Source organism: Jezberella sp. (assembly GCF_964834465.1).
In genome coordinates this window covers 41,903-68,262 of the sequence record NZ_CBAZRM010000007.1, presented here as the reverse complement: position 1 = coordinate 68,262, position 26,360 = coordinate 41,903, and the positions used below count along the sequence as shown (strand labels likewise).

The 26,360-nt window shown below is 53.1% G+C and carries 27 protein-coding genes; 4 read left to right on the top strand and 23 right to left on the bottom strand.

What is annotated here, in order from left to right; translation table 11 throughout:
• Positions 1–31 precede the first annotated feature (31 nt).
• The 10 genes from AC1W8Y_RS06945 to AC1W8Y_RS06900 form a co-directional block, all read right to left on the bottom strand.
• Positions 32–1,801: an IlvD/Edd family dehydratase gene (locus AC1W8Y_RS06945; RefSeq protein ID WP_482013746.1), complete on the bottom strand. Its 1,770-nt coding sequence runs from the start codon at positions 1,799–1,801 to the stop codon at positions 32–34.
• A 131-nt stretch (positions 1,802–1,932) separates the two neighbouring features.
• A complete protein-coding gene (locus AC1W8Y_RS06940) occupies positions 1,933–2,610 on the bottom strand; it encodes an SOUL family heme-binding protein (protein ID WP_482013745.1) in 678 nt (225 codons plus the stop codon).
• A gap of 118 nt (positions 2,611–2,728) precedes the next feature.
• The gene (gene hpxZ / locus AC1W8Y_RS06935) at positions 2,729–3,103 is read right to left on the bottom strand and encodes an oxalurate catabolism protein HpxZ (RefSeq protein WP_482013744.1); all 375 of its coding nucleotides are present in this window, start codon (positions 3,101–3,103) and stop codon (positions 2,729–2,731) included.
• A complete protein-coding gene (locus AC1W8Y_RS06930) occupies positions 3,104–4,501 on the bottom strand; it encodes an AtzE family amidohydrolase (protein ID WP_482013743.1) in 1,398 nt (465 codons plus the stop codon). It lies immediately after the preceding gene.
• A gap of 1 nt (position 4,502) precedes the next feature.
• A complete protein-coding gene (locus tag AC1W8Y_RS06925) occupies positions 4,503–4,694 on the bottom strand; it encodes an AtzG-like protein (RefSeq protein ID WP_482013742.1) in 192 nt (63 codons plus the stop codon).
• Positions 4,691–5,512, bottom strand: coding sequence for an ABC transporter ATP-binding protein (locus tag AC1W8Y_RS06920; protein WP_482013741.1), 822 nt, complete (start codon positions 5,510–5,512; stop codon positions 4,691–4,693). Before AC1W8Y_RS06920 ends, AC1W8Y_RS06925 begins: the two co-directional genes overlap by 4 nt.
• A gap of 2 nt (positions 5,513–5,514) precedes the next feature.
• Positions 5,515–6,285: an ABC transporter permease gene (locus AC1W8Y_RS06915; RefSeq protein WP_482013740.1), complete on the bottom strand. Its 771-nt coding sequence runs from the start codon at positions 6,283–6,285 to the stop codon at positions 5,515–5,517.
• A 2-nt stretch (positions 6,286–6,287) separates the two neighbouring features.
• Positions 6,288–7,307, bottom strand: a complete 1,020-nt coding sequence (locus tag AC1W8Y_RS06910) for an ABC transporter substrate-binding protein (RefSeq protein WP_482013739.1) — start codon at positions 7,305–7,307, stop codon at positions 6,288–6,290.
• A gap of 26 nt (positions 7,308–7,333) precedes the next feature.
• The gene (gene atzF, locus AC1W8Y_RS06905; protein ID WP_482013738.1) at positions 7,334–9,070 is read right to left on the bottom strand and encodes an allophanate hydrolase; all 1,737 of its coding nucleotides are present in this window, start codon (positions 9,068–9,070) and stop codon (positions 7,334–7,336) included.
• Between the two features lie 106 nt (positions 9,071–9,176).
• Positions 9,177–9,647 carry an Hsp20 family protein gene (locus AC1W8Y_RS06900; RefSeq protein WP_482013737.1) on the bottom strand — a complete coding sequence of 157 codons (471 nt, stop codon included), beginning with the start codon at positions 9,645–9,647 and terminating at the stop codon, positions 9,177–9,179.
• A 533-nt stretch (positions 9,648–10,180) separates the two neighbouring features.
• Between AC1W8Y_RS06900 and AC1W8Y_RS06895 the strand changes: the two genes are divergently transcribed.
• Positions 10,181–10,381 carry a hypothetical protein gene (locus AC1W8Y_RS06895; RefSeq protein WP_482013736.1) on the top strand — a complete coding sequence of 67 codons (201 nt, stop codon included), beginning with the start codon at positions 10,181–10,183 and terminating at the stop codon, positions 10,379–10,381.
• A 369-nt stretch (positions 10,382–10,750) separates the two neighbouring features.
• Positions 10,751–11,677, top strand: a complete 927-nt coding sequence (locus tag AC1W8Y_RS06890; RefSeq protein WP_482013735.1) for a LysR family transcriptional regulator — start codon at positions 10,751–10,753, stop codon at positions 11,675–11,677.
• Here the strand turns inward: AC1W8Y_RS06890 and AC1W8Y_RS06885 are convergent.
• The 8 genes from AC1W8Y_RS06885 to ssb form a co-directional block, all read right to left on the bottom strand.
• Positions 11,664–12,065, bottom strand: a complete 402-nt coding sequence (locus AC1W8Y_RS06885) for a luciferase domain-containing protein (protein ID WP_482013734.1) — start codon at positions 12,063–12,065, stop codon at positions 11,664–11,666. The two genes, AC1W8Y_RS06890 and AC1W8Y_RS06885, sit on opposite strands and share 14 nt — an antisense overlap.
• A 14-nt stretch (positions 12,066–12,079) precedes the next feature.
• Positions 12,080–12,961: an NmrA family NAD(P)-binding protein gene (locus AC1W8Y_RS06880; RefSeq protein ID WP_482013733.1), complete on the bottom strand. Its 882-nt coding sequence runs from the start codon at positions 12,959–12,961 to the stop codon at positions 12,080–12,082.
• Positions 12,962–13,030: 69 nt separating this feature from the next.
• Positions 13,031–13,498, bottom strand: a complete 468-nt coding sequence (locus tag AC1W8Y_RS06875; protein WP_482013732.1) for a nuclear transport factor 2 family protein — start codon at positions 13,496–13,498, stop codon at positions 13,031–13,033.
• 40 nt (positions 13,499–13,538) lie between these two features.
• On the bottom strand, positions 13,539–14,648 hold the full coding sequence (locus AC1W8Y_RS06870; protein WP_482013731.1) for an alpha/beta hydrolase: 1,110 nt from the start codon (positions 14,646–14,648) through the stop codon (positions 13,539–13,541).
• A 13-nt stretch (positions 14,649–14,661) separates the two neighbouring features.
• The gene (locus AC1W8Y_RS06865) at positions 14,662–15,102 is read right to left on the bottom strand and encodes an ester cyclase (protein WP_482013730.1); all 441 of its coding nucleotides are present in this window, start codon (positions 15,100–15,102) and stop codon (positions 14,662–14,664) included.
• A 2-nt stretch (positions 15,103–15,104) separates the two neighbouring features.
• Positions 15,105–15,806 carry a DUF4145 domain-containing protein gene (locus tag AC1W8Y_RS06860; RefSeq protein WP_482013729.1) on the bottom strand — a complete coding sequence of 234 codons (702 nt, stop codon included), beginning with the start codon at positions 15,804–15,806 and terminating at the stop codon, positions 15,105–15,107.
• Complete coding sequence (locus AC1W8Y_RS06855; protein ID WP_482013728.1) at positions 15,803–16,492, bottom strand: hypothetical protein; 690 nt, start codon at positions 16,490–16,492, stop codon at positions 15,803–15,805. Before AC1W8Y_RS06855 ends, AC1W8Y_RS06860 begins: the two co-directional genes overlap by 4 nt.
• A 264-nt stretch (positions 16,493–16,756) precedes the next feature.
• On the bottom strand, positions 16,757–17,254 hold the full coding sequence (ssb, locus tag AC1W8Y_RS06850) for a single-stranded DNA-binding protein (protein WP_482013727.1): 498 nt from the start codon (positions 17,252–17,254) through the stop codon (positions 16,757–16,759).
• A 263-nt stretch (positions 17,255–17,517) separates the two neighbouring features.
• Between ssb and AC1W8Y_RS06845 the strand changes: the two genes are divergently transcribed.
• Positions 17,518–18,495 carry a tripartite tricarboxylate transporter substrate-binding protein gene (locus tag AC1W8Y_RS06845; protein WP_482013726.1) on the top strand — a complete coding sequence of 326 codons (978 nt, stop codon included), beginning with the start codon at positions 17,518–17,520 and terminating at the stop codon, positions 18,493–18,495.
• On the opposite strand, the gene AC1W8Y_RS06840 is transcribed toward AC1W8Y_RS06845, so the two are convergent.
• Positions 18,479–19,666: an MFS transporter gene (locus AC1W8Y_RS06840; RefSeq protein WP_482013725.1), complete on the bottom strand. Its 1,188-nt coding sequence runs from the start codon at positions 19,664–19,666 to the stop codon at positions 18,479–18,481. The two genes, AC1W8Y_RS06845 and AC1W8Y_RS06840, sit on opposite strands and share 17 nt — an antisense overlap.
• A gap of 160 nt (positions 19,667–19,826) precedes the next feature.
• Here AC1W8Y_RS06840 and uvrA point away from each other — a divergent pair, with 160 nt between their 5' ends.
• Complete coding sequence (gene uvrA / locus AC1W8Y_RS06835; protein ID WP_482013724.1) at positions 19,827–22,712, top strand: excinuclease ABC subunit UvrA; 2,886 nt, start codon at positions 19,827–19,829, stop codon at positions 22,710–22,712.
• 11 nt (positions 22,713–22,723) lie between these two features.
• Here the strand turns inward: uvrA and AC1W8Y_RS06830 are convergent, their stop codons facing one another.
• The 4 genes from AC1W8Y_RS06830 to AC1W8Y_RS06815 are packed head-to-tail and all read right to left on the bottom strand — an operon-like array spanning position 22,724 to position 26,354.
• Positions 22,724–23,362 carry a hypothetical protein gene (locus AC1W8Y_RS06830; RefSeq protein ID WP_482013723.1) on the bottom strand — a complete coding sequence of 213 codons (639 nt, stop codon included), beginning with the start codon at positions 23,360–23,362 and terminating at the stop codon, positions 22,724–22,726.
• A 59-nt stretch (positions 23,363–23,421) separates the two neighbouring features.
• Complete coding sequence (locus AC1W8Y_RS06825; RefSeq protein WP_482013722.1) at positions 23,422–24,558, bottom strand: deoxyguanosinetriphosphate triphosphohydrolase; 1,137 nt, start codon at positions 24,556–24,558, stop codon at positions 23,422–23,424.
• 24 nt (positions 24,559–24,582) lie between these two features.
• Positions 24,583–25,662 carry a 3-dehydroquinate synthase gene (gene aroB, locus AC1W8Y_RS06820; RefSeq protein WP_482013721.1) on the bottom strand — a complete coding sequence of 360 codons (1,080 nt, stop codon included), beginning with the start codon at positions 25,660–25,662 and terminating at the stop codon, positions 24,583–24,585.
• Positions 25,650–26,354, bottom strand: a complete 705-nt coding sequence (locus AC1W8Y_RS06815) for a shikimate kinase (protein ID WP_482013720.1) — start codon at positions 26,352–26,354, stop codon at positions 25,650–25,652. The genes aroB and AC1W8Y_RS06815 overlap by 13 nt, the downstream gene beginning before the upstream one ends.
• Positions 26,355–26,360 lie beyond the last annotated feature (6 nt).

The window sequence follows — 26,360 nt, the reverse complement described above, 5'->3', positions numbered from 1 at the left end:
TCCTAGTTTAGTTTTCTGACAGCAATATTTTTCATGACTTCTGCTCAGTCGGGATCTTACCGGCCGTGAGTGGTGGCATCAGAAAATCAAAATCAGCACCTTTATCGGCCTGTGTCACGCTCTGCAAAAATAATTTGCGATAACCGCGACTCGCCGTCGGCACGACCACTGGCTGCGCCTGTGCTCGGCGCTCAAGCTCGTCTGCACTCACCAGCAAACTTAACGCTCTGTTGGCCACGCTTAATCTGATACGGTCGCCATTCTTGACGTAGGCAAGTGGGCCGCCAATGGCGGACTCGGGGGTGACGTGCAGCACGATCGTGCCAAACGCGGTACCGCTCATCCGACCATCTGAGATCCGAATGATGTCTTTGACACCTGCGCGCGCCAGCTTTCTGGGGATAGGCATGTAACCAGCCTCAGGCATTGCAGCGCCTTTCGGGCCGATATTTTTAAGGACCAGAATATCTTGTGCGGTGACATCCAGATCATCCGCATCAATGCGATTAGCCATGTCTTCCAGGTTTTCGAAGACGACAGCGCGGCCTTCGTGCTCCATCAGGGCGGGGTTCGCCGCCGACTGTTTGATAATGGCGCCGCCTGGCGCCAAGTTGCCCCGCAGCACGGCGATCCCGCCCTGAGGATAAATGGGGTTAGTGCGAGGGCGCACGACATGTTGTTCAAACCCGGGGCCTTGCGCTTCGAGCTCTTCACCCAGGGTACGACCGGTGACGGTTAAGGCGTTCAGATGCAAGAGCGGCTTGAGTTCGCGCAACAAAGTGGCCATCCCGCCCGCATGGTGGAAGTCTTCCATGTAGTGATCACCTGACGGTTTGAGATCCAGCAATACGGGGGTGTCGCGCCCCATACGATCAAGCGCATCAAGGTCAATCTCAAACCCCATTCGACCTGCAATGGCCGTTAGATGAACGATACCGTTGGTCGACCCGCCAATCGCCAGCAGTACCCGCATGGCATTTTCAAACGCCTCAGCCGTCAAAATTTTGTCAATGGTCAATTGTTTGCGTGCCATCTCCACCGCTAATTCGCCACTTCGCTCGGCCACCCTTATCCGGTCAGCGGTGACTGCTGGGGGCGACGCCCCACCCGGGACAGTCATCCCCAACGCTTCAGCGATACACGCCATGGTGCTTGCCGTCCCCATCACCGAGCAAGTACCCACACTCGCCACGAGTTGGTTGTTGACGTCTGCGATTTCTTCGGCATCGATTTCATCGGCGCGAAACTTGCCCCAATAACGACGACAATCCGTGCAAGCGCCCACGCGCTCACCGCGGTGAGATCCTGTCAGCATCGATCCTGTGATTAGCTGAACGGCCGGCAACCCCGCCGATGCCGCCCCCATCAACTGCGCAGGCACGGTTTTGTCGCAACCCCCAATCAGGACGACAGCATCCATCGGCTGAGCACGCAGCAACTCTTCGGTATCCATGGACATCAAGTTGCGCAAGAACATGCTGTTGGGCGAAGAGAAACTCTCGTGAATCGAAATCGTCGGGAAATCCATGGGCAGACCACCGGCCATCAAGACGCCGCGTTTGACCGCCTCAATCAGTTGCGGGGCGTTACCGTGACAAGGGTTGTAAGCGCTGCCCGTATTGGTAATGCCAATCACCGGCCGATCAAGCGCTTTATCGGTATACCCCGCCCCTTTGATAAAGGCTTTACGTAAAAACAGCGAAAACCCGCGATCGCCGTAATTGGTCAAGCCTTTAGACATGCCATCCAGATTAGCTGATGGATTGATGTTGTGATTGCTTGGTTTGTCTTGGTTGGACATGCTCGTCTGTTCTCTCACGAAGGGCTTAAGTAAACGCCTAATCGTTCGTAGAATACTCCTTAAAACCACTCGAATTCGAGCGGTTTAAGCGCCAGGCAGGCTAGTCAGCATGAACGCAACCTCTTGATCCTTTATTGCGCCTTCGCCAGGGGCAACCAGATTTCGTTTCTGCGCAAAAACCACAAGGTGAACGGCGCGTTATAACGCGAATAAACCGGCTCACCTACCGTGGCCAGATTGGCTTTGCGTAAGGCGGCCTCCAACTGCGCAAGGTGCTCGTTGTAATTATCATCTGACCAAAAGCCTGAATACTGAATAACCGCGACCCGTTGGGGATCGACATCCCGCAATTTCACTCTTTCATCCGTGGGCTCTGGTGCAGTCGCAACAGTGACCCCTTTGGGCAAAACAAACTGCACGATAAAACCACCTGAGGCAGCCGTCTGGGTAACAGGGGCGGTCATCTCTAGTTTCACTGGCTCGGCTGTTTGGGTAACGGGTGCTGTCATCTCTAACTTGCGCTCGCCTTTGTTTTTACCAAAGATATAGCCAGCAAGGATGGGAAAAGCGGTATTGCCAACGTCTGCCGCAGCGCCTTTAACCAATACTTCGGCAACCGCATAGGTACCGTACTCACGGATCTCGATGTCGTCGGCGAGTTTTTGTACGACTTGATAATCAGGTTCTTCGGTCGCGTGGCTGGGCATGGTGTATGAGAACAATAGGAAACCGCCCGACACCAAAGCGGCGCTTAGTGCCAGCACCTGATAGTTTCGGCGCTGTGAGAAAAACAAGCGTCCCAGTTTCATTGTTCATCGTCCGATAGTTTTGAGAGTTTCATTATCGACGAAGTCAGCAACCTTACCTGTACGGCACCGCACAAAGCGTCATTGATTCACACAACTGCGCCAACGGCAGAGCCCACCTTCACGACATCATGCTCACGTGTGCTGCCACCACCCGCCACCCTTCAGGGGTGCGCATCCAGGTTTGACTTTGGCGGCCTATCCTGTCGCTGCCAACGCGTCTGAACTCTGTATTAGCCGTGGCGAAGTCTCGTCCATAAGTCGTAATGACAATATTCATTCGCTCTCTTGCTAAACCTTGGGAAGGTCGATTGGCGCGAAAGGCCTGTATTGCTTCATAGCCATACAGATTTTCGGTTGCACCGTAACGCAAGGTATGAGGACTGTTGTAGAACAATGCATCGAGCGTGACGACGTCGTTGGTAACCAACGCATGTTCGTATTGTTCGAATATTGCGCTGACTTCAGCAAGGACATCCGGCAAATTAATATCCATTCAAAACTCCACGTGAGTGAAACGTGCCACACCGCTATTTTCTAAAACAGAGGCTACCCGAAACGCAACATCTTCGCACCACGGTGCGGTAATTATTTGAACACCTAAGGGCATGTTCTCTGCGCCATCCGGCCACAGCGGGGCGACCAATACGGGACACCCTGCGAATGAAATTGGCTGGGTCAATATGCCCATGGCTGCTCGGCTCGGCATTTGCTGTCCGTGTAATGTCAACCATTCCGTGCCAATACAAGGGGCACTCACCGGGGTAGCGGGCGCTAACAAGACATCCCAATGCTTAAACAAGGTATTCACTTTTTCTCGGTAAACGCGTCTAAAACGTTGTGCTTGTACATACCACGCGGCCGGTTGCAAAGCGCCCGCCATGAAACGATCGACCGATAAAGGCTCAAGGTCTTGTGCTTGTGTTCGTAAGTGATCGAGATGCAACTGACCCCCTTCGCTGGCTGTCACGATAAAAGCCGCCGCTCGCGCCAAAGCCGCGTCAGGCCAAGTGACTTCAGCAGTCGCACCGAGGATTTGGGCGGCATCTTGCACTGCTCGACGAGCAAGGACACTCGCATAATCGTGGAAGTATCCGTCCAGCACGCCAATGCGCAGCCCTTGGAGACCTTCAGTTAACCTCGTCGATACGGGCTCAATGAGGCTGGCGCGGCACCCTGGATCTTGCTTGTCTGGACTTTGCAACGCATCATAGGCTTGCGCAAGACCGCTCAGCGAGTCAGCAAACGGCCCTAAATGATCAATGCTATGCACAAAGGGGTAGGAACCCCTTCGCGATAGACGACCGAAGGTCGGCTTCAAGCCCCAAACGCCGCACAAAGATGCGGGAACTCTTATGGATCCGTTGGTGTCTGATCCCAAAGAAATGGGCACTTGCCCCGCAGCCACCGCCGCGCCAGACCCGCCAGAGGATCCCCCCGCGATGCAATTCAAATTGTGCGGGTTTCGGCTAGGCCCATAATGAGAGTTCTCTGTGGTGAAGCCATAAGCGAACTCATCCATGTTGAGCCCTCCCATCAACACGGCGCCGGCAGCCACCATTCGTTGAATCAAAAACGCGTCGGCTTGCGCAGGGGGGTTAGAGCGATTCACGGTCGAGCCCGCCAGCGTGACTACCCCCTCAATGTCGAAAAGATTCTTCACCGCAAAAGGCACGCCAGCCAATGGGGGCAGTACATCACCACGGGCGCGACGCTTATCAATCGACTCAGCTTCACGCAGCGCGCGGTCAAAGCAATGTGTTGTGAAGGCATTGACGCTCGCGTCGGTGTCTTGAATTCGTTCGATATAGGCGCCGACCACTTCCTCAGCCGTAAAATCACCACGGACAATGCCCTGCGCAAGTTGGGTCGCACTCGCTGATTGAATGTTCATGTTAGCGCTGCTTGGGACAGAAAATTTCGGCAGGCTCATCGAAGGGCGTCAAGTTTGCGCTCTCCAGCAGCTTGGCCATCTCAGCGGTCCGTTGCAAATGCACGGCGACCCGTTCGGCGCGACCATCGTCCATGGGAATGCCCAGTGCTTTGGCACTGGCCAGCACAAATTCAAGGGTATCGGCTTCGTTCATTTACGCACCTCACGCTGGAAGATCTCAAGACTACGTTTTTTTGCTTCAATGAAGCTTGGTTGAGTCAACGTTTCAATACTGCGGGGACGTGGGTCGTCGTAATTTAAGATTTCGGAGACGCTAGTGGGTCTCTTAGTGAGCAACAAAATCTGATCAGCGAGGTAGACCGCTTCTTCTAGGTCGTGAGAGACCAACAACATGGTCGTGCCGGTTTGTATGAATACATCCTGCAATTTCTCGCGGATAAACAAGGTCATCTCAAAATCGAGCGCAGAGAATGGTTCGTCTAAAAATAATACTTCGGGCTTGGGCGCGAGAGCACGCATGATCGAGGCTGTTTGTTGCTGGCCACCCGACAATTCATAGGGGTAGCGCTTCAGGTCGAAATTCACGTCAAAGGAGACGATCAACTCTTCCATGCGCTGCGCGACTTCGGCGTTTGACTTCCCTTCAAGCTTGAGGGGATACGCAATATTGTCGATGGTGCGCATCCAGGGGAACAGTGCTTCGCGGTAGTTCTGAAACACATAACCAATCTTGGTCTCGCTTAAAGATTTGCCATCAAACAGAATCTCGCCACGATCGATCGGAATCAGACCCGCAATCATGTTGATCAGTGTGCTCTTGCCGCAACCATTAGGACCAAACACCGAAACGATTTTATTTTTCGGAATATCTAAATTGAAATCCTCATATAACGGAGAACCTGCAAAATATTTGGTCAAATTACGAATGGTGATATGCGTGCCAATAGGGCCAGGAACAAACGCGGGCGGCAGCGGATCTGGCGCGATCAGGGGGTTCAGGACAACGCTCAAGTTTATCTCCCACTCCAGTGCACGATTCGTTTTTCGAACACCAAAAATATAATATTCAACACGTATCCCAACGCACCAGCCGCCAAAATAGAGGCGTACATATCCCTGACATTCATCACTTGCTGCGAGTCGATGATGCGATGGCCAAGACCTCGCTCAGAACCAATGAACATTTCCGCCACGATGACAATCACCAGTGACATGGATACGGCGCTTCGTAAGCCTACAAACGTTGGCTGTAGACTTTCCCAGATCAGCACGTCTTTGAAAATCTGAAAGCGACTGGCGCCCATCACCTTGGCAGCCATGACCCTTTGCTTGCGGGCGTTGATGACCCCATAGGCGCTGTTGAACAACACGATGAGTAGTGCACCAAAGGCGGCAATTGCGACTTTGTTGATGTCAGAGACGCCAAAAATCATCAAGAACAAGGGTATCAAGGCCGACGAGGGGGTCGAGCGAAAGAAATCAATCACAAACTCGACGCTTCGGTAAGCCCGCTCGTTACTACCCAGCAGTACGCCGAGCGGCACACCCATCACCGCCGCAATCAGAAAAGCCTCTGACGTTCGCAGCAGGGTGTAGGCAAAATCGCCAGACAGACTACCCCCTCCCATCCCCGTCAACAGCGTCGCCAAGGTTGTCCACGGTGAAGGTAGAAGAATGGGGGGTATGAGCTTGAACCGCACCACCAGATCCCAGATCAAGAACAGGATCACTGGGCCGATCAGTGGCATAAGACGTGCTGGACTCCAGCGAAGAGTGTCCTGCATGACTAACCCTTGTAAAGCATGGACTCGACCATGGGGCGCGACGTGAAGATGCCTTTATCAAAGAACAGATCGAAGAATTTCTGAAAGTATTCGATATCTTTGGGCGTGAATTCGTTGTACATCGTATAGGCAGCCATCGGGACTTCTGCCGTGAGATCGCCTTCGATCGCGGTGTAGCCCTTCAAGTACTGACGCGCCTCAACGGTACTCTTGCGCACGTAATCAATACCTTTGCCATAGGCCGTGACAAATTTCTTGGTCTCGGTCGGGTACTTTTTGACAAAATCTGCGGTCAGTGAGGCCGAACCACCGAACCACGGCGCCATCGCATCACCGAGGATGTACTTAGAGATGACGCCAGCTTCCAAGACGCGGGTGGCACCATTCAAGCGACCAATCGTCCCGGTCGGCTCCAGGGTATAGACAGCATCAACCTGACCTGCGGCAAGTGCTGCCACGTGTTGTGCAATCGGCAGTTCAATCACGGTAGCCCCGGTTGCACCTGCACGCTCAAGTACTGTTCTGGCCAGTGTTAGGTTTTGAATGCCAGGGCCACTGGCAACTTTTTTGCCTTTGAGCTCAGCCATGGTTTTTACGGGGCTGCTAGAGGCGACTAAAAATTCGTCCAACACGTCTTTGACATTACTTGGGTTGGACGCAAAGATTTTAAAGGTACCGGGGGAGGCAACTTCACCGATGCCCAAGTTGGCTGAGCCGGTACCGTTGGCGCTACCGTCACAACGACCGGCAAGCATCGCTTCCATAATCTGTGCGGCACTGGCGAATTTAACGCCCTCAACGTCCAGACCCGCCTCTTTGAAGTAACCCTTTTCAAGCGCCGCGTAAAAGGGCAGACCTGCCGCTATGGGCCAATAGCCGATTCGAATTTTTGGGGTGCTTTGCGCGTGAACGAGCGATGGGGTTCCCAGCACGCTCAATGCACCAGTGGCCGCCCCTGCTTGTAATAGCTTGCGGCGCGAAGTGGAGACAAAGGGCTTAGCTGTCAAGGTGCGATGGGTCATGAAGAACTCCAAGGGTGAGTAAAAGGTCAATTGGTTGAGTGGGTCAAGCTGTTTACGTAGGCGCGCCATCCGCCCAGATGAGTAATATCCGTCGCTGTTGTTAGCGCTTGTGCTTCACAAACGAAGCCTTGCACTGAAGAGCCATCGGCGAGTGTCAAGGTACCAATGCCCAGCGGGGCTGGGATCGACGCAACGAATGAACCGTAGTGGGTTAGCGGCATCTCCCAGATCTCGAGGGCGATTGCGGCCCCCTGGCCTGACTCCACACGCAACAAACCAGGTTTGGGCGGTTGCGAGTCTGCTAACGCAAAAAAGCGATAGTCAGGTGCTGTATGCGTAGCTTCGACCAAGGTGGCATCCCGCTCTGTCAGTTGCCAGTTCAACGGCATGCCGCTCAGGTGTGCCCCCAATACAGCGACCCGTACGGTAGCGGGCGTCTGCAAAGCTGCGATGGGCTCTGGCTCAGGCAAGGTCTGCGAGGTGGCGCCAAGCGATAAATCCGTGGCGTGGTGATAACGCTGGCCCAGATCGGCCAATTGCCAATCGCTGCCAGCTGGGCCAATCAGGGTGACGCCAAAGGGCAATCCATCGGGCCTGATCAGACTCGGTACCGACAGCGCAGCGTAGTCAAACAGGTTAACGAAGTTGGTGTATTGCCCAAGGTTACGGTTAAGGGCGACAGGATCTGCTTGCATTTGATCGATGGTGTAGTGCGTCGGTGCGGTCGGCACAAACAGGACATCGATCTCTTGCCACATCCGCCGGGCTACCTGACTGAGGGCCAACATCTCAATCTCAGCACGAATGTAGTCAGCGGCGCTATATTGCCGTCCTTTGGCGATGATGCTGCGTACCGGCTCGATCACCTCTTCTTCATGGGCATCAAAAAATGCTTGAATGGCGGTATAGCGCTGACTGACCAATGCACTGTCGTAGAGCATGGCCGCGGCCTGCGCAAGCGGTGCGTAATTAATCGTCACCGCGGTACCACCGAGGCGCGTCAGCTGATCCAGAGACTGGGTAAAAGCCGCCTCAGCGAGTTTGTCGCCAAAGAATTCAAGGGTATCGGGTACGCCAAAGCGAAACTTTGCTGGTAAGGGTTTCGAAGCCATCGTAACCCTTCGGGAAAACGGATCCGCCTCGTCATAGCCTATACACGCCTGCAACACCTTCGCTGCCGTTGAGACTGTCGCTGCAAAAATCGAGACGCAATCGACGTTTTGTGCTGCGGGCACCACGCCTCGGGCCGAAATCAAACCACGGGTCGGCTTCAGGCCCACAAGGTTGTTCAGACCAGCGGGCACACGTCCCGAGCCTGCCGTATCCGTGCCCAGAGAGAAGTCGGCCAGGCCTTTGGCCACGACGTAAGCCGAGCCGGAACTGGATCCGCCCGAAACATAGGCCGCGTTGATTGCATTAGGAACCGCGCCGTAGGGAGAACGTGTTCCGTTGAGACCGCAAGCAAACTGATCGAGGTTGGTTTTGCCTATCAGGCGCGCACCAGCCCGAAGCAAGTGGTCTACCACCTGCGCGTGCTCGCTCGGCGAGTAAGCAAAAGCCGAGCATCCGGCGGTTGTCGGTAAACCCGCCACGTCAATATTGTCTTTGACGGCAAAGCGCAAGCCATCCAGTGGGCCAGCGCCAGCCTGCGATTGCGGCTGACTAGAGGGCTCAGCGGACACGCGCGTGATCCACGCCGAATCTGTATCTGTGGCCTCGGCGCAAGCTGGTCTGCGAGTGATTCCAGCGAATGGTGGTTGCACGGTATTGCGTCTCCCTGTTTTGTTTAAGGGTAGAAGCAATATTTGTGCCAATCTCAGGTGGTGACGCTAGTCAGCAGACAGCTCTGACTAGCGCCACGGGACGGTCTTAAGCCGCTAACTTATCCTGCGCGTCTTCTGGCAACAGTCGGCCAGCGCCGCCGATCGAGATCTTGCGGGGCAGTTTCTCAGCGGGGATCACGTTTTCAAGCCTAATCACCAACAAACCGCTTTCAATATCAGCCGAACGAACCACCACTGTCTCAGCGAGCGTGAAGTCATGTTTAAAGTCACGATTCGCAATGCCTTTGTGCAGATATTCACCAACCGGCTCAGACTTAAACTTCCCTGTCACCGTCAACTTGCTGCCTTCAGACGTGATGTCGATTTCGTCTTGTTTGAAACCAGCGATCGCAATCTCAATGGCGTAGTCACGCTCACTGATTTTGACGATGTTATAGGGTGGATAGCTCTGGGCTTTATTGACGCCGTCACTTGAGCTCATTTGCTCAAACGCATCGATCAGCCGATCAAAACCAATTGAATTCAACAGCACGTTTCTACCTAGCGTGTAGGTCATCATTTTCTCCTTAAATTTAAGCAAGTTTCATTGCCCAGACCCTTAAGGCATCCGGGTACTGACTATTTAGGGATTGACCAACAAAATTTCAAGAGGAGAAGCGAGCGTGGGGCAAGATCAAGCGATCATTTTGTGTTTTTCGATGGGCTAGCAAAAACGCCATAAAAAAAACGGGGCCATCTTCATGACCCCGCTGGCTTTATTGACACGGCTAACAACATGGGCGTTAAAAAGGAAAAGTTTACCGGAGACTTTAATCGCCTTATGCGAATAACAAGATTTATGCCATTTTCATTGGTGAAATACAAATTTTTCAAAATTGAAAGTGGCAAAAGTGTAAATTTATTTGTAAATAAATTCGCTCTAACTATTTCAAAGACATGACTGAACAGTCTGGTTGACTTGACCACGCGAATCGGATATCTTGAGCGATCAAAGGCTGTCAACCGAAACAGCCTTATTTTCAGGTTTGCCACGTCAAGATTGTTTTGATCGCGCAGGACATAAGGCGGACAATTTGACTAGGAGTAACCATGAAGAAGCACTCGCAGCCAATTGACTCGAATGGCGGTAAGGTCGGCCCGTTGCTGTCTAAGTCGGATTTCGAAAAGTTTGCGGACTCTCTTTGGATGCCATCTGTATTAGAGGACTCTTATTTTGAAGAAATGCGGAAACAGAGATCACCAAAAGACATTCCAAAACGGCATATTGATGGCCAGGATGTTTCCCAATGAGATAAGGCATCAATGCATATTCCGGTCTGACGGATCAACTTCTCCGGAAGTCCCTGACCACCGTATATCAATTTTCTGGTGTCGCTATAACAGGTTCGACGGCGCCGCTTTGGGCTGCAAGCCGACTTAGCGTTTTACGATCTGCCTTCTCCAAAGCAGTCATCGCTGCCATAGGAACGGTACGCACCCATCAGCTAGCGATAGTTGAACATTGTCTCTAGCTACCAAATCCCTGTGCCTGGGCAACTGCGAGTGTTGACGAATGTCTGAAACATGGAAAATTGGAACGATCCATGATGTTGAGAGGGATTCATAATGACCCCAACAGTTATCTTAAGCAATTGAAAGAAAAATACCGTCTGAGACGACATGGAAGACACGAATTCAAAACTCGGCCTAGACAGTTTCGACATAGCGCAGTTAAGGTTTCTTCAAGCGCTTCTAGACTCCCAAGCCATTACCCGCGCCGGAGAGCTGCTTGGTTTGAGTCAACCTGCTGCATCACGCGCAATGATGCGGCTGCGGCGGCATTTTTCTGATCCCCTGCTGGTGCGTACAGCGCGCGGCTATGTTCTAACGCCTGTTGCTGAGCTCTTGCGTCCTGCAGTGCGGGCTGCCATGGCGAGTATGAATGCATTGTTTGAAGTGTCTGCTTTTGATGCAAAAGCGTCGACGCGAACCTTTCGCTTGGCCAGCACGGATTACGGTGTTTCTGCGGCGCTCATGCCGAACTTGGAAAGCCTGCGCAAGCTAGCCCCTCTGATTACGTGGCAAATCGATCCCTGGTCTGACGAGACCACCGCAAAGCTGGAGCGAGGTGAGCTTGATTGTGCCCTTTATTCCGACGACTCGCTCCCCCCGGACTTTCATTTCCGAAAGCTCTTCAGTGATGGTTACGCTCTGGTTTGTAATCAGCAACACCCCCTAACGACTATGGAAAAGCCCGGTGGCAAGGCCCTACTCATCGAGGCCGCTAAATATCCGCAATGCGCACCGCGCTACTTGGCATCAAGGCGTTACGTTACCGACAATCTTTATGAGCAACTTGGACTCAAAGCTTTGCCCATTGTGGTGGCATCGCCGTATTTCTATACGGCCTTGGAAAGTGTCCTTAGCAGCGATTGGGTCGCGGTAGTACCGCAAAGGCTTGCAAGCCTGTGGGCCGCACGTTACGCCATCGCAGTGCTTCCGATCATGGAAAAAAGTCTGCAGTTTGATTACCGACTTATCTGGCACGAACGTGCCCATCGGGATAGGGGCTTGCAATGGCTGCGCGAGCAATTCAAGCTTCAGTGACCGCGTCCTTCAGTCGGAGTCGCTCATAGTTGGCGCGAAATAGTTCAATCGTGTCTTGCACATTTTTCTCGTTGGCAATGGTCACCTGGGTCCAGTAGCGGTAAGCGGAGTCTTGCCGAAATCGAAAGGGTTGTGCTTTGCCTTCTGCAATAAAGCGCTCACACAATGTGCGGTCGCTGGTGATATGCGCTTCGCCATAAAAATGAAGATGACCTATCTCGGTTTCACCGATGTAAAAGTCAACACCGTCAGGCACCGTGGGCCGGTACAAATCCCAGTGCGTAGCGGCAATGATGCCCAGCCAGCTTTGAATCTCTGTTGAGATGCGGCCTAACAGGCCGGGCATGGATGGTGGAGATGCAATGGGGCCTTTGTCAGATAACTTCATGTGTGAATCTACAGTTAATGGCTTGGAGATGACTTCAACACAGCTTCCAACGCAGCCTGCAACGAAACTTGTCCCTTGCGTGTTTCGTGGGTGCCTTCAAAGGCGATCAGCCCGGAGTTAAATCCGTCAAACATATCTACAAAAGCCTTAACCGTCGTGGCGGGAAAGCCTTTGCTGGCCATGATGGCTGAGAAGCCAACGGCATTGTCTTCAACAGCTTGTATGTTGCGGCCAAGCAGTTTGGAGAACATGTCGGCCGCATCTGCGGGCGAGTAGTCTTGCGGACCATGCAGTTCAACGATTCGCGTATTGGCGGGGCTTTCAACTATCAGTGCCGCAGCAGTGCGGCCAATGTCCAACGCGCTGACCATGGGCAAGGCGCGCTCCAGCGGCCCGAACATCGAAGGCAATATGCCTTTTTCCATAACGGGCTGCATGGACCAGGCCCAGTTTTCTATGAAATTAGCAGCGCGCAAAATTGTTGCAACGCCTTTGTAGTTTGCAAGCTGTTGTTCCAGGTCGTGGGTTGTCAATATGTTTCCCGTTCCATGGGCGTGCTGACCACCTACAGAAGATAGCGCCACCACGTGCGGTACTTCCGCCGCGTTTGCAGCTGCGATCAAGGTCTGGTGCACAGCACGCGCCTGCGCGAAAAGGTCAGGAACAAAGTAGGCGGGCGGGTTCATCAGGTAGGCACCTTTGACGTTGGCTAGCGCCCGTGTTACCTGCTCAATGTTGGTCAGATCAGCAATGACGACCTCTGCCCCTTTTTCGCGCCACAGCGCTGCTTGGGCATCGTCGCGCCGAACAATCATGCGGATTGATTGGCCCGCATCTATTAATGCCTGGCTCATGGCTAGGCCAGTTTGCCCGAAGGCTCCTGTAATGGCGTACATGGATTAGCTTCCTAAATTGAAAAATGAAAGTGGAGAAATAACGCAATTGGGGCGCGGGTGGGGCATGCGCTACTTGCTTTCCAACTGCTGTAATACGTCCCAGTACTCAACGATTTTTCCGTTCTTGACACGAAAGAAGTCAACAATTTTGGTGTCCGTCTTTGTGCCATCATGGCTATACAAATAGTGTTGAACCACCAGATCTCCTTTGGCATAGACATGCGTCCACTCCATCACCTTTGCATTGGGATGTTTGTCTTTCAAATAGTCCGCAAAGCCAACCATGCCTCTTTTGCCGTCGATTTGCGGGTTGTGCGTTATCAGTTTGTCGTCGATGTACTTTTCGACCTTAGCAGCACTTTTGTCGATATTGAGCGCATTCATGAATGCGTATGCAACGGCGACATTACCTTTCTCTGTAGCGGTCATGGCGACGGGGAACTTGACCGGGGGCAGTTCGAGCTTTTCAGCCGCATGGGTAGCGGTGCCGAACATAAGGAGAGTGCTTGCCAGCGCTGGGATGATGCGAAATTTCATGCGTTTTTTCGGTAGATTGCGATGCGGACTGTTTAAAACCTCAAGCGGCGTACTTGCGAAAGTGCTCTGACAGGTGTGGAATAACCATGTCAATGGTTAGCGCGTCCTGGTAAAACTGAATCTGGTTTCTGCCTTCAAACCACACGGCCTTTTTGTCTTTGCTGGCAATCAGCTCAAACATCTGGCGCGGAATTTTGGGGCCGCTGGCGGCGCGGTCACTGTGAACCATCAAGGCTGGTTTATCCAGACGCTTTAACTGTTCGTCAATGCGATGCCCCCAGATATCCGCCTCGCTCATTTGCGTAATACGGTTTTCCCACAAGCCTTGGAACGCCGAGAACGGGCCACGGTCTGCCCAGTGGTAGTAGAAGTCGTAAATGGCGCGAGCAGTCAGCAATGCGTTGGTGTCCGTCAGGCTGACGACGGGGATGTAATCCACCTGACCGGTGCTCTCAAACGCCGCTTTTGAAGCCTTGGCTTTGGCAATGCGGTTCGCTACGTTCTCTGCATTGCCCAGGTACAGCGCGGCGGTTTCTGGCATCAGATAGTGGCCTGCCACCAACGCGACAGCCTTGACCCGCGGATTACCCACGCAAGCCTCAACCGCCCAATTCATGCCCTGGCAGAAGCCCACCACGCTGATGCGAGACGCGTCGACTTGCGCCCTGGTTGCCATAGATTCAACAGCAGCTTGAATGTCCTCTACCTTGGCCTTGCGGCTTTCAAAACGCCTTGGCATTCCGGCAGATTCGCCGTGATAGCGTGGGTCATAAATAAGCGTTGCAAAGCCCTCTTTGGCAAGGCGGCTTGCATACTGCATGGGCGCCTGCTCTTTTATGTAGGCCACCGGTCCGGTCATGACGATGCCGGGCTTTTTGCCTGCCCCGGCAGGGATGAAAAGGTTGCCAACTATTTCAATCCCGTCGCAAAGGAAAGTAACCCGCTCCACCGAATATGCACCCATATCAACACGGTGGTCAGCATTCCAAGGCTGTGTTGAGAATGGACCGGCGGGGCTTGCGCTAAGGTGCGCAGGGGTAGAAGCAGTGGACATGTTTTTCTCGGTGGTTTGGGCCATGATGGAGGCTGCAAAAGGCGCGAGCGAAAGTGCCGCGCCTGTGCCCAGGAATTTCCTTCGGCTGGTGGTCATTGGTAGGCTCTCTTTATTTATTGCCGCGCAATTGATTCAATGCCTCAGGCCAATCTTCCATGTGCCATGTGTGCGCAATGCGATTGCCGCGCATTTCTTGAATATCAATGGTCATGATGGAGAACGAGCGGCCTGAATGGGGCACGCCGAAAAAGTCACCAACGGGTGTGCCGCTGAGCTGTCCGCGCACCACGATGCGGTCGGCGGTGACAACAATGTCTTTGATCTCGTGCTTCAGGTCTGGCATGGCTTTGGCAAAGCCTGCGAATGCTTTAGCTGATTCCTCGCGCCCACGGCATTTATCCAATGCGCTGCAAGACTTCCAGTTTTCGGTGGTGGACGCGGCAATCAACTCAGCGTTGGGTGCAGGTGTCGGAACGCTGAAGTTCGCGTAAAAGGTTTTGATGGCTTGAGGTGTTTCTGCTGCGTAGGCTGACTGGTTACCGAGCGTCAAAATTATGGCGAGACAGAGAGAACTGAAAAGTGGCTTGGAACGCATAAAAGTCCTTTGAGTGAGATTGAAAAATTGCTTTCAATGCAGCGGATTCTATGTTCTTGCCACATATCGGGAAAGATTAATAACGGCATACCCAACATGCACAAACCGACTAATGGAAAATTGGCACAATTCAGCCATGACAGCCATTGCATATGTCCATGCATACGTTGACGATTCAGAATGCGCTTTACTTCCAATGACAGTGGCAGAAGCATCGCAGATAGCGCAGCGGGCAATGGAATCAAGTTAGTGGCAAAGCGGAGTTCCGGCGCGGGCCTAACGCGCTGCCCATAGGTACGCGCCAGCCAGTAACAGACATGGAACAGCTCGCGCGTAGCCGTGATGGCATCGGTACGCTGGATGGGACGGGTGCTGTGCACAGCCAAATTACCCAAGTCCTTAATGAGCTTGGTCTTAGTGAACACGGCGTCACCCACGGCCGCCCGGAAGCTGGGCTCGTGAATCAGGGCACTCAAGTGGTCTTGGTAGGGAAGGCGCAGCGACTTGTCATGTTTGTAAAGCCACCCCACAGCCAATTCCAGCGTGCGCCGAGCATAGAAACAGGATGCGCGTGCATCCGTGTTCGCCATTTCTTCGGCCTTGATGGCCGCGCCATAAAGGATGGACCATTCAGACTGGAGAAAGGCGAAGTTGCTCATTGCCCAGCCTTTTCCTTGATAAATGCGTTCATGCGTGCAGCTAACGCCTCACGTCGAAACTTCAGAAACTCCCTGTAGCGTTCAGTGGACCAAAGAGCTGGGTCAGTTGGAACGCATTGACTCTCCAATGCGGCGGTTCCCTGTTTAGCAACTACATCCGCCAAATACCCTGTAGCTTCCTTGTTGCTGATGCGTCTGTTAGTTTGTCCTGTGATGAAAGCCATGTTGGCGATTTCATTGATTTCACCCGTTTCAAACCCTTGCTCCTTGACCAAGGACTTGGGGATGATGTGATGCCACTGGATAAAGTGAAGTTTGCCTTGATGAGTCAAAGACAGTCCCAACCCGCTGTACCAATCTTTAGCGCCTGAAGCCTTTAACGCAAGATACGCTAATGAGAAAAGAGGGCTATTCACACCACGACCAGCCAGGTCATTAGGTTCTATAGTCAAGCGTCCAAACTGTCGCTTGACTGGCTCCATCAAGGCAGAAAGATCACCCGTACGAAAAATGATGGCCAAATCCTCATTCAATAAAGATTCTGTTGAACCGCGTGAATATCGACCCCGCGCATTAGCTACCAACAACCAATGCAACATTTCGTTTTGCTCTTTGGCGGTGAGTTTATTGTCCTTGACTCGGCTGACTACGGCCAACACATGGATGAACATGGGGGATGAAAGCAAGGTTTCATCCTCAATCCCAGCATTAGTACGCAGAAAATTGATGGCAAACGTTCGCCGCTTTGCATCACAAAACTTTTGGTTTGGAATTTTTTAATTGCATTTAATACGAAAGCTTCTTGATAAATCTGTACGTTTTTTAAGGTAAAGCATTTCCATATTTAACTCAATGAAGTTTTACAATATTTAATAATTGAAAAATGATAAAGGCCCCGTAAAACGGGGCCCTTGGGAGAAATAATTTACAGTATTGGTCGCAGGTATATTTTAAAACGGAATATCGTCTTCCATATCAGCTAAATTCGCGCCATTCGCAGCTGGCGCCGCTGGACGTTGACCTTGCGGTCTGGCTGCTGGACGAGGGGATTGACCTTCATTCATCCCACCCGAGACACCACCAGCAGCGCCCGCACTCATCCCCTCACCGCCCTCGCGCCCCCCGAGCATTTGCATTTGATCGGCGACCACTTCGGTCGTGTATTGATCAACGCCCTCTTTGTTCTGCCATTTGCGGGTCTTTAAGCGACCTTCGACATAAACGGGACGACCTTTACGCAAATACTCGCCAGCGATCTCAGCCAAGCGGTTGTAAAACACGACACGATGCCATTCGGTTTCTTCGCGGCGATCACCGGATGTTTTATCCTTCCAGCTACTGGTTGTCGCAATCGACACGTTACAGATCGCGCCACCGTCAGGGCTATAACGCACCTCGGGATCGCGGCCGAGATTACCCACCAAAATTACTTTATTGACCGATGCCATGCCGATCTCCGTATATTCAAAAAACTATTCATCAAACGGGCTCGGTGGATAAACACCCAACCCTGCACAAACCGATATCATCAGGCGGCGAGCCCATTTACGCTAGACGCAAAACTACCTAGCTCGTCATTGTCTTGACACAGTTTAATCGACATCCAGCGGTTTGAAACGGGCCAAAATATGCTATACGAGATGAAAATCCCGCATCGCGATGGTCAGCGGGCCGCCGCTCAATCAAAACACTTTCTGGTGATGTGATCTACATGCCTAAACTTATCGCTGGTTTTTTAGTTGCTTTCGGTCTGGCGTTTCAACCGCTTGGCGTGCAAGCGCAAAGCGTGGCAAACCTGACTCAACCCCTGACCGTTATCGTTGGCTATCCCGCGGGGGGCGACTCTGACCGCGTAGCGCGCATCATCGGCGACAGGCTCAAAGACGAATTAGGCGTGCCCGTTATCATTGAAAACAAGCTGGGTGCCGGCGGTCGTATTTCAGCGCAACTCGTCAAGAAAGCTGCTTCAACCGAGAATGTGCTGCTCATTGGCAACCCCGCTGTCATGGTCATTGCGCCGCTGGTGATGTCAGATATTGGCTATGATCCCACGAAAGACTTCAACATCGTTTCGATGGTTACCAACTATCGCTTTGCTCTGGCCGTGTCGACTGAATCGAAAATCAAACGCATGGCGGATCTGATTTACCAGCTGGGCTACTATCCCGCCAAGTACAACATCGGCGTTCCCGCAACAGGTAGTTTGCCGCATTTCTTTGTCATGATGATGGAAGAAAAAATCGGGGCGCCGGTACAAGTGATTGGCTACAAAGGATCCGCCCCGTTGCTCAATGACTTGGCGGGTGGGCATTTAAATGTCGCCATGGATACGCTCAATTCACTGTTGCCCATGCATCAAGCGGGCAAGGTCAACATCATCGCCGTTTCGGGAGAGACCCCCGAGCCATCTCTTCCCAGTGTCCCTACCTTTAAACAGTCAAACCTCGCTTTGACAGGCATGGGGTGGAATGCATTCTTTGCGCCCGCCAGCATGCCTGAGGAAAAGGTCAAACTGCTCAGCAGTGCGATTAATAAGGTCATGCAGGATGCGACCGTGCAACAAACCATTCACGCGATGATGCTGGATCCTGTGGTCGCTGATTTAGCGCAATCGCAAGCGATGTTGGCAAACTTTAGAAAGCAATGGGAGCCCATCATCAAACAATCAGGTTTCAGGGCAGAACCTTAGTCTTAAGCCCCCAAGTCACCAGTAACCAGGCGGCAGACAGGGCACACACTGCCCAAAATACTGCATCACTCCCGCCATGTGACATCAACCTGCCACCCAGTGCCCCACCCAGAAACAGGCCCACTGCTTGTGACGTATTGTAAAAACCCAAGGCTAAGCCTTTCAACTCGGGAGGCGCCATGCGTGATACCAAGGAGGGCTGTAGCGCCTCAAGCACATTAAACATCACGAAGAAACCCGTTAAGGCAAACGCCAGCGTATAAAAATCGCCGCTACTGGCTGGCAAAATCGCACAGACAACGACCAGACCGGCCACCGCCAACCTCAACAACTTGACGTGCGCCTTGCGCCTTTCTGCCCAGAAAATCGCTGGCACCATCAACAAGAAAGAGCCGAAAATAACGGGTAAATAGACCTTCCAAAGTTCGGAAGACTGCATATGACCAAGTTTGATAAACAATGGGGGCACAACCACAAACAGGGCAACCTGGGTCATATGCAAACAAAAGACGCCAAAATTGAGTCGAATCAAGGCTGAGTTAGTGAGCACTTGCAGTGGCTTCACACTATCATCCATCTTAGTTGTGATAGGGGCATCGGGGATAACCCAACCAGCAACGGCCAAACAAATCAGGCCCAGCAGCGCGATCGTCCAGAACAGGCCCGTTAAACCGGTAGCCCCCACAATCAGCGGTGCCGCCACCAATGAAACGGCAAACGAAATACCGATCGACCCCCCCACCATCGCCATGGCACGCGTGCGCACCTCGGGACGGGTCGCATCCGCTAGCCAAGCAGTGACTGCGGCGGATATCGCGCCAGATCCCTGAATCGCACGGCCAATGGTGATCCAGAAAACGTCTTGCGATAAGGCACAGACGACGCTACCCAAAATAAACAAGACTAATCCCGTGACGACCACGGGGCGACGCCCCCACCGATCAGAGGCGAGGCCGAAAGGGATTTGCATCAATGCTTGCGTCAACCCGTACATCCCTAAGGCTAATCCCACCTGCGCGGGATCGTCACCCCCAGGCAACCCCTTGGCGGCGACGGCGAAAACGGGCAAAAGTAAAAACAACCCCAGCATGCGAGCCGCAAATAACCCGGCGAGTGCGAAACTCGCTTTGCGTTCGAGAGGAGTAAGTGAAAGGGTAACTTTGCTAGACATCGATTTGTTAAGAGTTTTTCAGACCTGGCAGGGTAGCGCACTGAGCGACGCAGACAAACAACCCAGTTTCTTCAGCGAACAGTGTGGGTCGTCACATGCGCTATGACCAAGCACGTTATAGTACCAAGTTGCCCGTCACAAATGCGATCAATCAGACTCTATGGACGAAATCCGCATTCGGGGTGCTCGCACCCACAACCTCAAGAATGTTTCGCTTACCCTCCCACGCCATCAATTAGTCGTCGTGACGGGTTTGTCGGGCTCAGGCAAATCCTCGCTCGCTTTTGATACGCTGTACGCGGAAGGTCAGCGACGTTACGTCGAGAGCTTATCTGCCTATGCCAGGCAATTTCTGCAATTGATGGACAAGCCCGACGTTGATTTGATCGAAGGTCTGTCGCCAGCCATCTCCATTGAGCAAAAAGCGGCCGGACATAATCCACGTTCAACTGTCGGCACCATCACTGAGATACACGACTATTTGCGCCTGCTATATGCCAGGGTAGGCATCCCTTACTGCCCTTCGCATGGTTTGCCGCTTGCAGCCCAAAACATCAGTCAAATGGTGGATAGCGTGATGGCCTGGCCCGGCGAGCGCAGGTTGGCTATCCTGGCGCCCATGGCACGCACGAAAAAAGGTGGGTTCGAAGACGAAGTCGCAAGCCTGCAGGCGCAAGGCTTTGTCCGGCTGCGCGTGGATGGCGCGATGGTAGATCTTGATTCACTGCCCGTCATCAATAAAAACGAGAAACATGACATTGATGTTGTCATCGATCGCGTTCGGATCAAGCCAGAAAGTAAGCAACGATTAGCCGAAAGTTTCGAGACCGCTCTCAATTTATCTCAGGGCCGGGTGATCGCTCTGGACATGGATAACAATACAGAGCATCTCTTCTCCAGCCGTTACGCTTGTCCCGTTTGCAGTCATAGTCTGCCAGAGCTTGAACCTCGCCTCTTTAGCTTTAACAATCCTGTCGGGGCCTGCCCGAGCTGTGACGGGATTGGTCATGTCGGTTATTTTGATCCAAAGCGCGTGGTCGCCTTCCCCGAGCTCAGCTTGGGGTCTGGTGCTATCCGAGGTTGGGACAAACGCAATGCGTTTACTTTCTCCATGCTATCGAGCTTGGCTACGCATTATGAGTTCGATATTGAAACGCCTTGGGATCAAATCCCGGAAGGGATCCGAGAGATTATTCTCTTCGGTTCTGGCCCAGTCGAGATCCCTTTCTTCTATTTGAATGAAAAGGGGCACAGCACGGTAAAACGCCACCCGTTTGAAGGGATTATTCCCAACCTGACTCGGCGATGGCTTGAGACGGACTCCTCGGTGGTGCGCGAAGAACTCAGCAAATGCAGAGCGGTCCAGACCTGTCCAGATTGTCAAGGTTCTCGACTCAGAGCCGAGGCACGCCATGTACGAATAGGCGACGAAGTGATCGCCACCCCGAAAGCCATGGCTGACAGCCCAGCGGCAACAGGCTGGCAAGAACGCGGTTTGGGTATCTATGAGGTCGAGGCACTGCCGCTCTCTAAATGCTTACAGTGGTTTAAAGATCTGCAGCTCACAGGTGCGCGAAAAGAAATCGCAGATCGAATTGTGCAAGAAATTGCCTCCCGGCTGACCTTTTTAAACAACGTCGGTTTGAACTATCTGTCGCTGGATCGAAGCGCAGACACGATCTCGGGTGGTGAAGCGCAACGTATCCGATTGGCGAGCCAAATAGGCTCGGGCCTGACGGGCGTCATGTATGTGCTTGACGAACCGTCCATCGGTTTGCATCAGCGCGATAACGACAGACTGATCGCAACCCTGCAGCATTTGCGCAATCTTGGCAATAGCGTGATTGTGGTCGAACATGATGAAGACATGATCCGACAAGCAGATTGGGTCGTTGACATGGGGCCAGGCGCTGGTGAGCACGGTGGTCAAATCGTCGCCGAAGGCACCCCCGAAGATATCGAAGCGAATCCGGACTCGCTGACAGGTCAATATATGTCTGGTACTCGACAGATCGAGGTACCAACAAGGCGCGAGATCAAGGACGAGCAAGCTTGGATCGAACTGACTGGTGCAACTGGCAACAATTTGAAATCTGTCGACCTTAAGCTACCGCTTGGCAAATTGGTGTGCGTGACGGGTGTCTCCGGCTCGGGTAAATCGACGCTGATTAATGACACGCTAGCAGTCGTCGTCGCGCGAGCGCTACATCATTCGCAAGCAGAACACGCGCCTTATGAGACGATCCGTGGTTTAGAGCACATCGACAAAATCATCAACGTGGATCAAAGCGCGATCGGGCGCACGCCGCGCAGCAATCCGGCGACCTACACTGGGTTGTTCACACCGATCCGCGAATTATTTGCGGGCGTCCCTGAAGCGCGGGCGCGCGGCTACGACGTCGGGCGTTTCAGTTTCAACGTCAAGGGTGGACGTTGTGAAGCTTGTCAAGGCGATGGGGTGGTGAAAGTCGAGATGCATTTTCTGCCCGACATGTATGTACCTTGTGATGTCTGCCAAGGAAAGCGTTACAACCGCGAGACGCTCGAAATCCGTTACCGGGGTCGCAACATCCACGAGGTTTTATCGTTAACGGTCGAGCAGGCACTGGTGTATTTTGATGCTGTCCCTATCGTCGCACGCAAGCTGCAAACCTTGATTGACGTCGGTTTATCCTATCTGCGGCTGGGGCAGAGCGCGACCACGCTCTCTGGGGGCGAAGCGCAACGGGTCAAGCTTTCGCTTGAGTTATCCAAACGAGGCACCGGGCGTACGCTCTATATTTTGGATGAACCCACGACAGGCCTGCATTTTCACGATATCGCATTGTTACTGAAGGTATTAAATCAACTCGTCGAGGCGGGCAACACGGTGGTGGTCATTGAACACAACCTTGATGTCATCAAGACCGCAGATTGGGTGATTGACATGGGCCCTGAAGGCGGGGATGGCGGCGGCCTGGTCGTGGCAGAGGGGACACCAGAAAAAATTGCTGCTACCCCGACAAGCCATACGGGACATTACTTGAAACGCGTCTTGTCAAGGTAGTTTGCCCGCCGTTATTTCACGCCAGCTTCTTTGAGCGGATGAACGGCCTCAGGCAAGCAAGTCGAGGTTGAGTAAATCGGGACGGTAGAGCTGCATTGCTGCCCGTCTGGATAGCTGAGCGGATCGTAGGGACGACCCGGTTCGATTAACCGGCGGCTTGCGGTGACACCGTTCCATTGACCCCAAACCGCACGGATATGGTTGGCATTTTTACAGACACCTGGTGTCTGGGTATCACACGCTTGCAAAGCAGCTTTGAGGGCGGCAACCGGATCGGGATAACCGCAAACCGTTGCGTTACCAGACACCACGCCGCCAGAGGATATGGTGCCTTCCTGCGCAGTCACTGAAGCTACCCATCCAGGAGAGCAATTGGCTTGCATCGATATTTTCGGCCCCAGCATCGAATCACCCGAGCGCGTCAGATAAGCCTGGGACAAGGCCACAACATCTTCGCCTCGATGAGAATCCACGAACCTCAGCTGACATTTGAACCCTTGCGCGTTACAGAATTGCACAATAGATAGTTGATCAGGTGGTCTCGCTTGCGCTGATGCGTTGGTCGCCAGGCTAACGGCCGTCGCGGCGAGTACAAAGCGCGTAATAAACATCATGGCGGACGGTGAAGCGAATGCAAAGGTAAGTTTCATTTAGGATTTACTCCCGTGGCAAGACAGTATCGGTTGCAAAGGATTTTGACAACAGATACCTAAAAATGTTCGCCCATTTTGAATAACTGTGCATGCTCTCGTATCGCATATCGATCCGTCATACCGGCGATGTAGTCGGCGACAGCCCTGCCTTGCGCGGCATCGTCTTCGCGTCGGTAATCAGGTGGCAGCAACTTTGGCTCGTGGATAAACGCACTGAATAACTCGCGCACGATCGCGCGTGCCTTAGTGGTCATCCGAAGCACTTTGTAATGTCGATAGAGATGATCAAACAAGAACTTTTTCAAAGCATTCGCTTCTGCCCGAATTTCAGTAGAAAAAGCCACCAACTCGCCACAGCGGCGCGCGTGATCCACATCCTGCGGGGCAGCCTTTTGTAAACGTGCGGCTGTGGTCTGACCGACGTCCATGATCAGGGTGTTGATCATGCTTCGAATCGTTTCAGAAATCGCCCGGCGCAAGGCAATGGTGGGCCATGCCACCCGTACCTTTTGATAGTGTCGTGCAAAGATTGGGACGCCAAGCAACTGTTCTAGCGTCAACAATCCTGACCTTAGCCCATCATCAATATCATGGTTGTTGTAGGCGATCTCATCGGCCAAATTGGCAATTTGCGCCTCAAGCGACGGTTGCGTCTTGTCAATGAACCGCTGACCAACATCGCCCAGCCGTTGGGCATGTGCGATAGAACAATGCTTGAGCACCCCTTCGCGCGTCTCAAAACACAAGTTCAATCCATTGAAGGCGGCATAGCGCTCTTCGAGTTCATCCACCACACGCAAGCTCTGCAGGTTGTGTTCGAAACCTCCTGCGTTTGGCACAAACTCGCGCATGCAGGCATTGAGCTCGTCTTGCCCCGCGTGGCCGAACGGGGTGTGACCAAGATCGTGGGCCAAGGCAATCGCTTCGGTCAGATCTTCATTGAGCTGAAGGTTGCGCGCTAGCACCCGAGCAATCTGCGCCACTTCGAGCGAGTGCGTTAATCGGGTGCGAAATAAATCGCCTTCGTGGTTAATAAAAACCTGAGTTTTGTATTCGAGACGCCTGAACGCATTCGCGTGAATGATACGGTCACGATCCCGTTGAAATTCGCTTCGGTTGCTGGGCGAGGGCTCAGGATGTCGCCGACCTTTCGTGCGCTCTGGATGACAGGCGTAACCGGCAAGTACTGACATGAAACGCCCTTTTTTGATCGTCAATTAAGCGGTATTGCGGGCAATGACTTTAGCGACCAGCGCTGGGTCTGCCTTCGTGCGCACCGCCTCGCCCAAGCGCGGCATCAAAATGTACTGTATCTCACCCGCTTCGGCCTTTTTGTCACCAAGCATCAAAGACATCCATTGCTCAATGCCACCCAACCGGGGAGCAACCGTGGGGCAACCAATCGCCTGCACCAGCGCTCTCACCCGCTCAACATCTGCACGATCGAACCCAAACACTTCCGCAGATAAATCAGCCGCCATGAGCAAACCGCAACCGACGGCTTCACCGTGCAACCATTGCCCGTAGCCTAATCCAGCCTCAATCGCGTGACCAAAGGTGTGACCTAAATTCAGGTGCGCCCGCATGCCAGTCTCGCGTTCATCTTTTGAGACAACATAGGCCTTGAATTCGCAAGAGCGTCGAATCGCGGTCGCCAACAGGTCAGGATCGCGCTCACGCAGCCCTGTGACCTGTTGCTCGCACCAAGCAAAAAAATCTTTGTCCATGATGAGACCGTATTTGATGACTTCGGCCAAGCCCGCGGACAATTCTCGCTCTGGCAATGTCTTTAATACATCCGTATCAATTTCGACGGCAATCGGTTGGTAAAATGCCCCAATCATGTTTTTACCGTGCGGGTGATTGACCGCTGTTTTACCGCCGACAGAGGAATCGACTTGCGCCAACAGCGTCGTCGGGACTTGAACAAACCGCACGCCGCGCATGTAGGTCGCGGCGGCAAACCCTGCCATATCCCCGATCACGCCGCCGCCCAAGGCAACCATAACCGTGCGTCGATCGAGTTTTGCCTCAAGCATGCGGTCAAAGATCAGATCCAAGGTTTCAAGGGTCTTAAACGCTTCACCATCAGGTAAATTGACCTGGATAATTTTCTTACCCGCTTTGCTCAACTCGACCATCACCCGCTGACCCAGCAACGCGTCTATCGTCGGGTTAGTCACCAATACGATACTGGTGGCATCTGCCGGCACCGATTGCGACAAGAGATCGAGCCTGCCCGGCGCGATGTGGATAGGATAATGTCCACCCGAGGTGGTCACGTTCACGGTATGCATGGTGGGTTCTCGTTTTCTGGCAGCCGAGCAAATTTCGGACTGGCTTTTAATTGGTCAATCACCACGGTCACCAGATGACTCACACTGGTTGTTCCCGTCTCAATGACAAGGTCGGCCACTTCTCGGTAAAGAGGTTCTCTTTGCTCAAGTAAGGTTCGCAACGTGCCTTTAGGATCAGGGGTTGCCAGCAGCGGGCGGTTGCGATCGCGGCTCGTACGCCGAAACAGTTCATCGACGCCTGCACAAAGGTACACAACGACGCCACGGGCTTTCAGGCGTTGCCGATTCGCCGGTGCCAGGACCGCACCGCCTCCCGTTGCCAGCACAATACCGGGGGTTTGGGTGCACTCATCCAGTACTTGACACTCTCTTTTACGGAACCCTTCTTCGCCTTCGAACTCAAAGATGGTGGGAATGCGCACACCACATCGGGCCTCGAGCTCATGATCCAGGTCGACAAACTCTCGGTGCAATACTTTCGCCAAATGCTTGCCGACGGTGGTTTTTCCTGCACCCATCATGCCAACCAGGAAAACCGGATGATCATGACCCAGCAGGTCGACCAAACTTTCTCGCGGTTGCGCAGCCGGCAGCTCAGATACTTGGGTGCGCAGCTGGGCAGGCAATGGCTCATGCGTGTGAGCCGAGCTGGCATCGTCAGGAGAAAGGGGTTGCGAATCTGCTTCATTCATAATGAC

Coding starts and splice junctions, on each gene's coding strand:
- AC1W8Y_RS06825 (WP_482013722.1), bottom strand. CDS start 24,558: ATGTCAGTACTTGCCGGTTACGCCTGTCATCCAGAGCGCACGAAAGGT.
- uvrA (WP_482013724.1), top strand. CDS start 19,827: ATGGACGAAATCCGCATTCGGGGTGCTCGCACCCACAACCTCAAGAAT.
- AC1W8Y_RS06845 (WP_482013726.1), top strand. CDS start 17,518: ATGCCTAAACTTATCGCTGGTTTTTTAGTTGCTTTCGGTCTGGCGTTT.
- AC1W8Y_RS06890 (WP_482013735.1), top strand. CDS start 10,751: ATGGAAGACACGAATTCAAAACTCGGCCTAGACAGTTTCGACATAGCG.
- AC1W8Y_RS06915 (WP_482013740.1), bottom strand. CDS start 6,285: ATGCAGGACACTCTTCGCTGGAGTCCAGCACGTCTTATGCCACTGATC.
- AC1W8Y_RS06840 (WP_482013725.1), bottom strand. CDS start 19,666: ATGTCTAGCAAAGTTACCCTTTCACTTACTCCTCTCGAACGCAAAGCG.
- AC1W8Y_RS06945 (WP_482013746.1), bottom strand. CDS start 1,801: ATGTCCAACCAAGACAAACCAAGCAATCACAACATCAATCCATCAGCT.
- AC1W8Y_RS06830 (WP_482013723.1), bottom strand. CDS start 23,362: ATGAAACTTACCTTTGCATTCGCTTCACCGTCCGCCATGATGTTTATT.
- AC1W8Y_RS06910 (WP_482013739.1), bottom strand. CDS start 7,307: ATGACCCATCGCACCTTGACAGCTAAGCCCTTTGTCTCCACTTCGCGC.
- AC1W8Y_RS06875 (WP_482013732.1), bottom strand. CDS start 13,498: ATGAAATTTCGCATCATCCCAGCGCTGGCAAGCACTCTCCTTATGTTC.
- AC1W8Y_RS06925 (WP_482013742.1), bottom strand. CDS start 4,694: ATGAACGAAGCCGATACCCTTGAATTTGTGCTGGCCAGTGCCAAAGCA.
- aroB (WP_482013721.1), bottom strand. CDS start 25,662: ATGCATACCGTGAACGTGACCACCTCGGGTGGACATTATCCTATCCAC.
- AC1W8Y_RS06885 (WP_482013734.1), bottom strand. CDS start 12,065: ATGAAGTTATCTGACAAAGGCCCCATTGCATCTCCACCATCCATGCCC.
- AC1W8Y_RS06870 (WP_482013731.1), bottom strand. CDS start 14,648: ATGACCACCAGCCGAAGGAAATTCCTGGGCACAGGCGCGGCACTTTCG.
- AC1W8Y_RS06900 (WP_482013737.1), bottom strand. CDS start 9,647: ATGACCTACACGCTAGGTAGAAACGTGCTGTTGAATTCAATTGGTTTT.
- AC1W8Y_RS06930 (WP_482013743.1), bottom strand. CDS start 4,501: ATGAACATTCAATCAGCGAGTGCGACCCAACTTGCGCAGGGCATTGTC.
- AC1W8Y_RS06880 (WP_482013733.1), bottom strand. CDS start 12,961: ATGTACGCCATTACAGGAGCCTTCGGGCAAACTGGCCTAGCCATGAGC.
- AC1W8Y_RS06895 (WP_482013736.1), top strand. CDS start 10,181: ATGAAGAAGCACTCGCAGCCAATTGACTCGAATGGCGGTAAGGTCGGC.
- ssb (WP_482013727.1), bottom strand. CDS start 17,254: ATGGCATCGGTCAATAAAGTAATTTTGGTGGGTAATCTCGGCCGCGAT.
- AC1W8Y_RS06815 (WP_482013720.1), bottom strand. CDS start 26,354: ATGAATGAAGCAGATTCGCAACCCCTTTCTCCTGACGATGCCAGCTCG.
- hpxZ (WP_482013744.1), bottom strand. CDS start 3,103: ATGGATATTAATTTGCCGGATGTCCTTGCTGAAGTCAGCGCAATATTC.
- AC1W8Y_RS06860 (WP_482013729.1), bottom strand. CDS start 15,806: ATGAGCAACTTCGCCTTTCTCCAGTCTGAATGGTCCATCCTTTATGGC.
- AC1W8Y_RS06940 (WP_482013745.1), bottom strand. CDS start 2,610: ATGAAACTGGGACGCTTGTTTTTCTCACAGCGCCGAAACTATCAGGTG.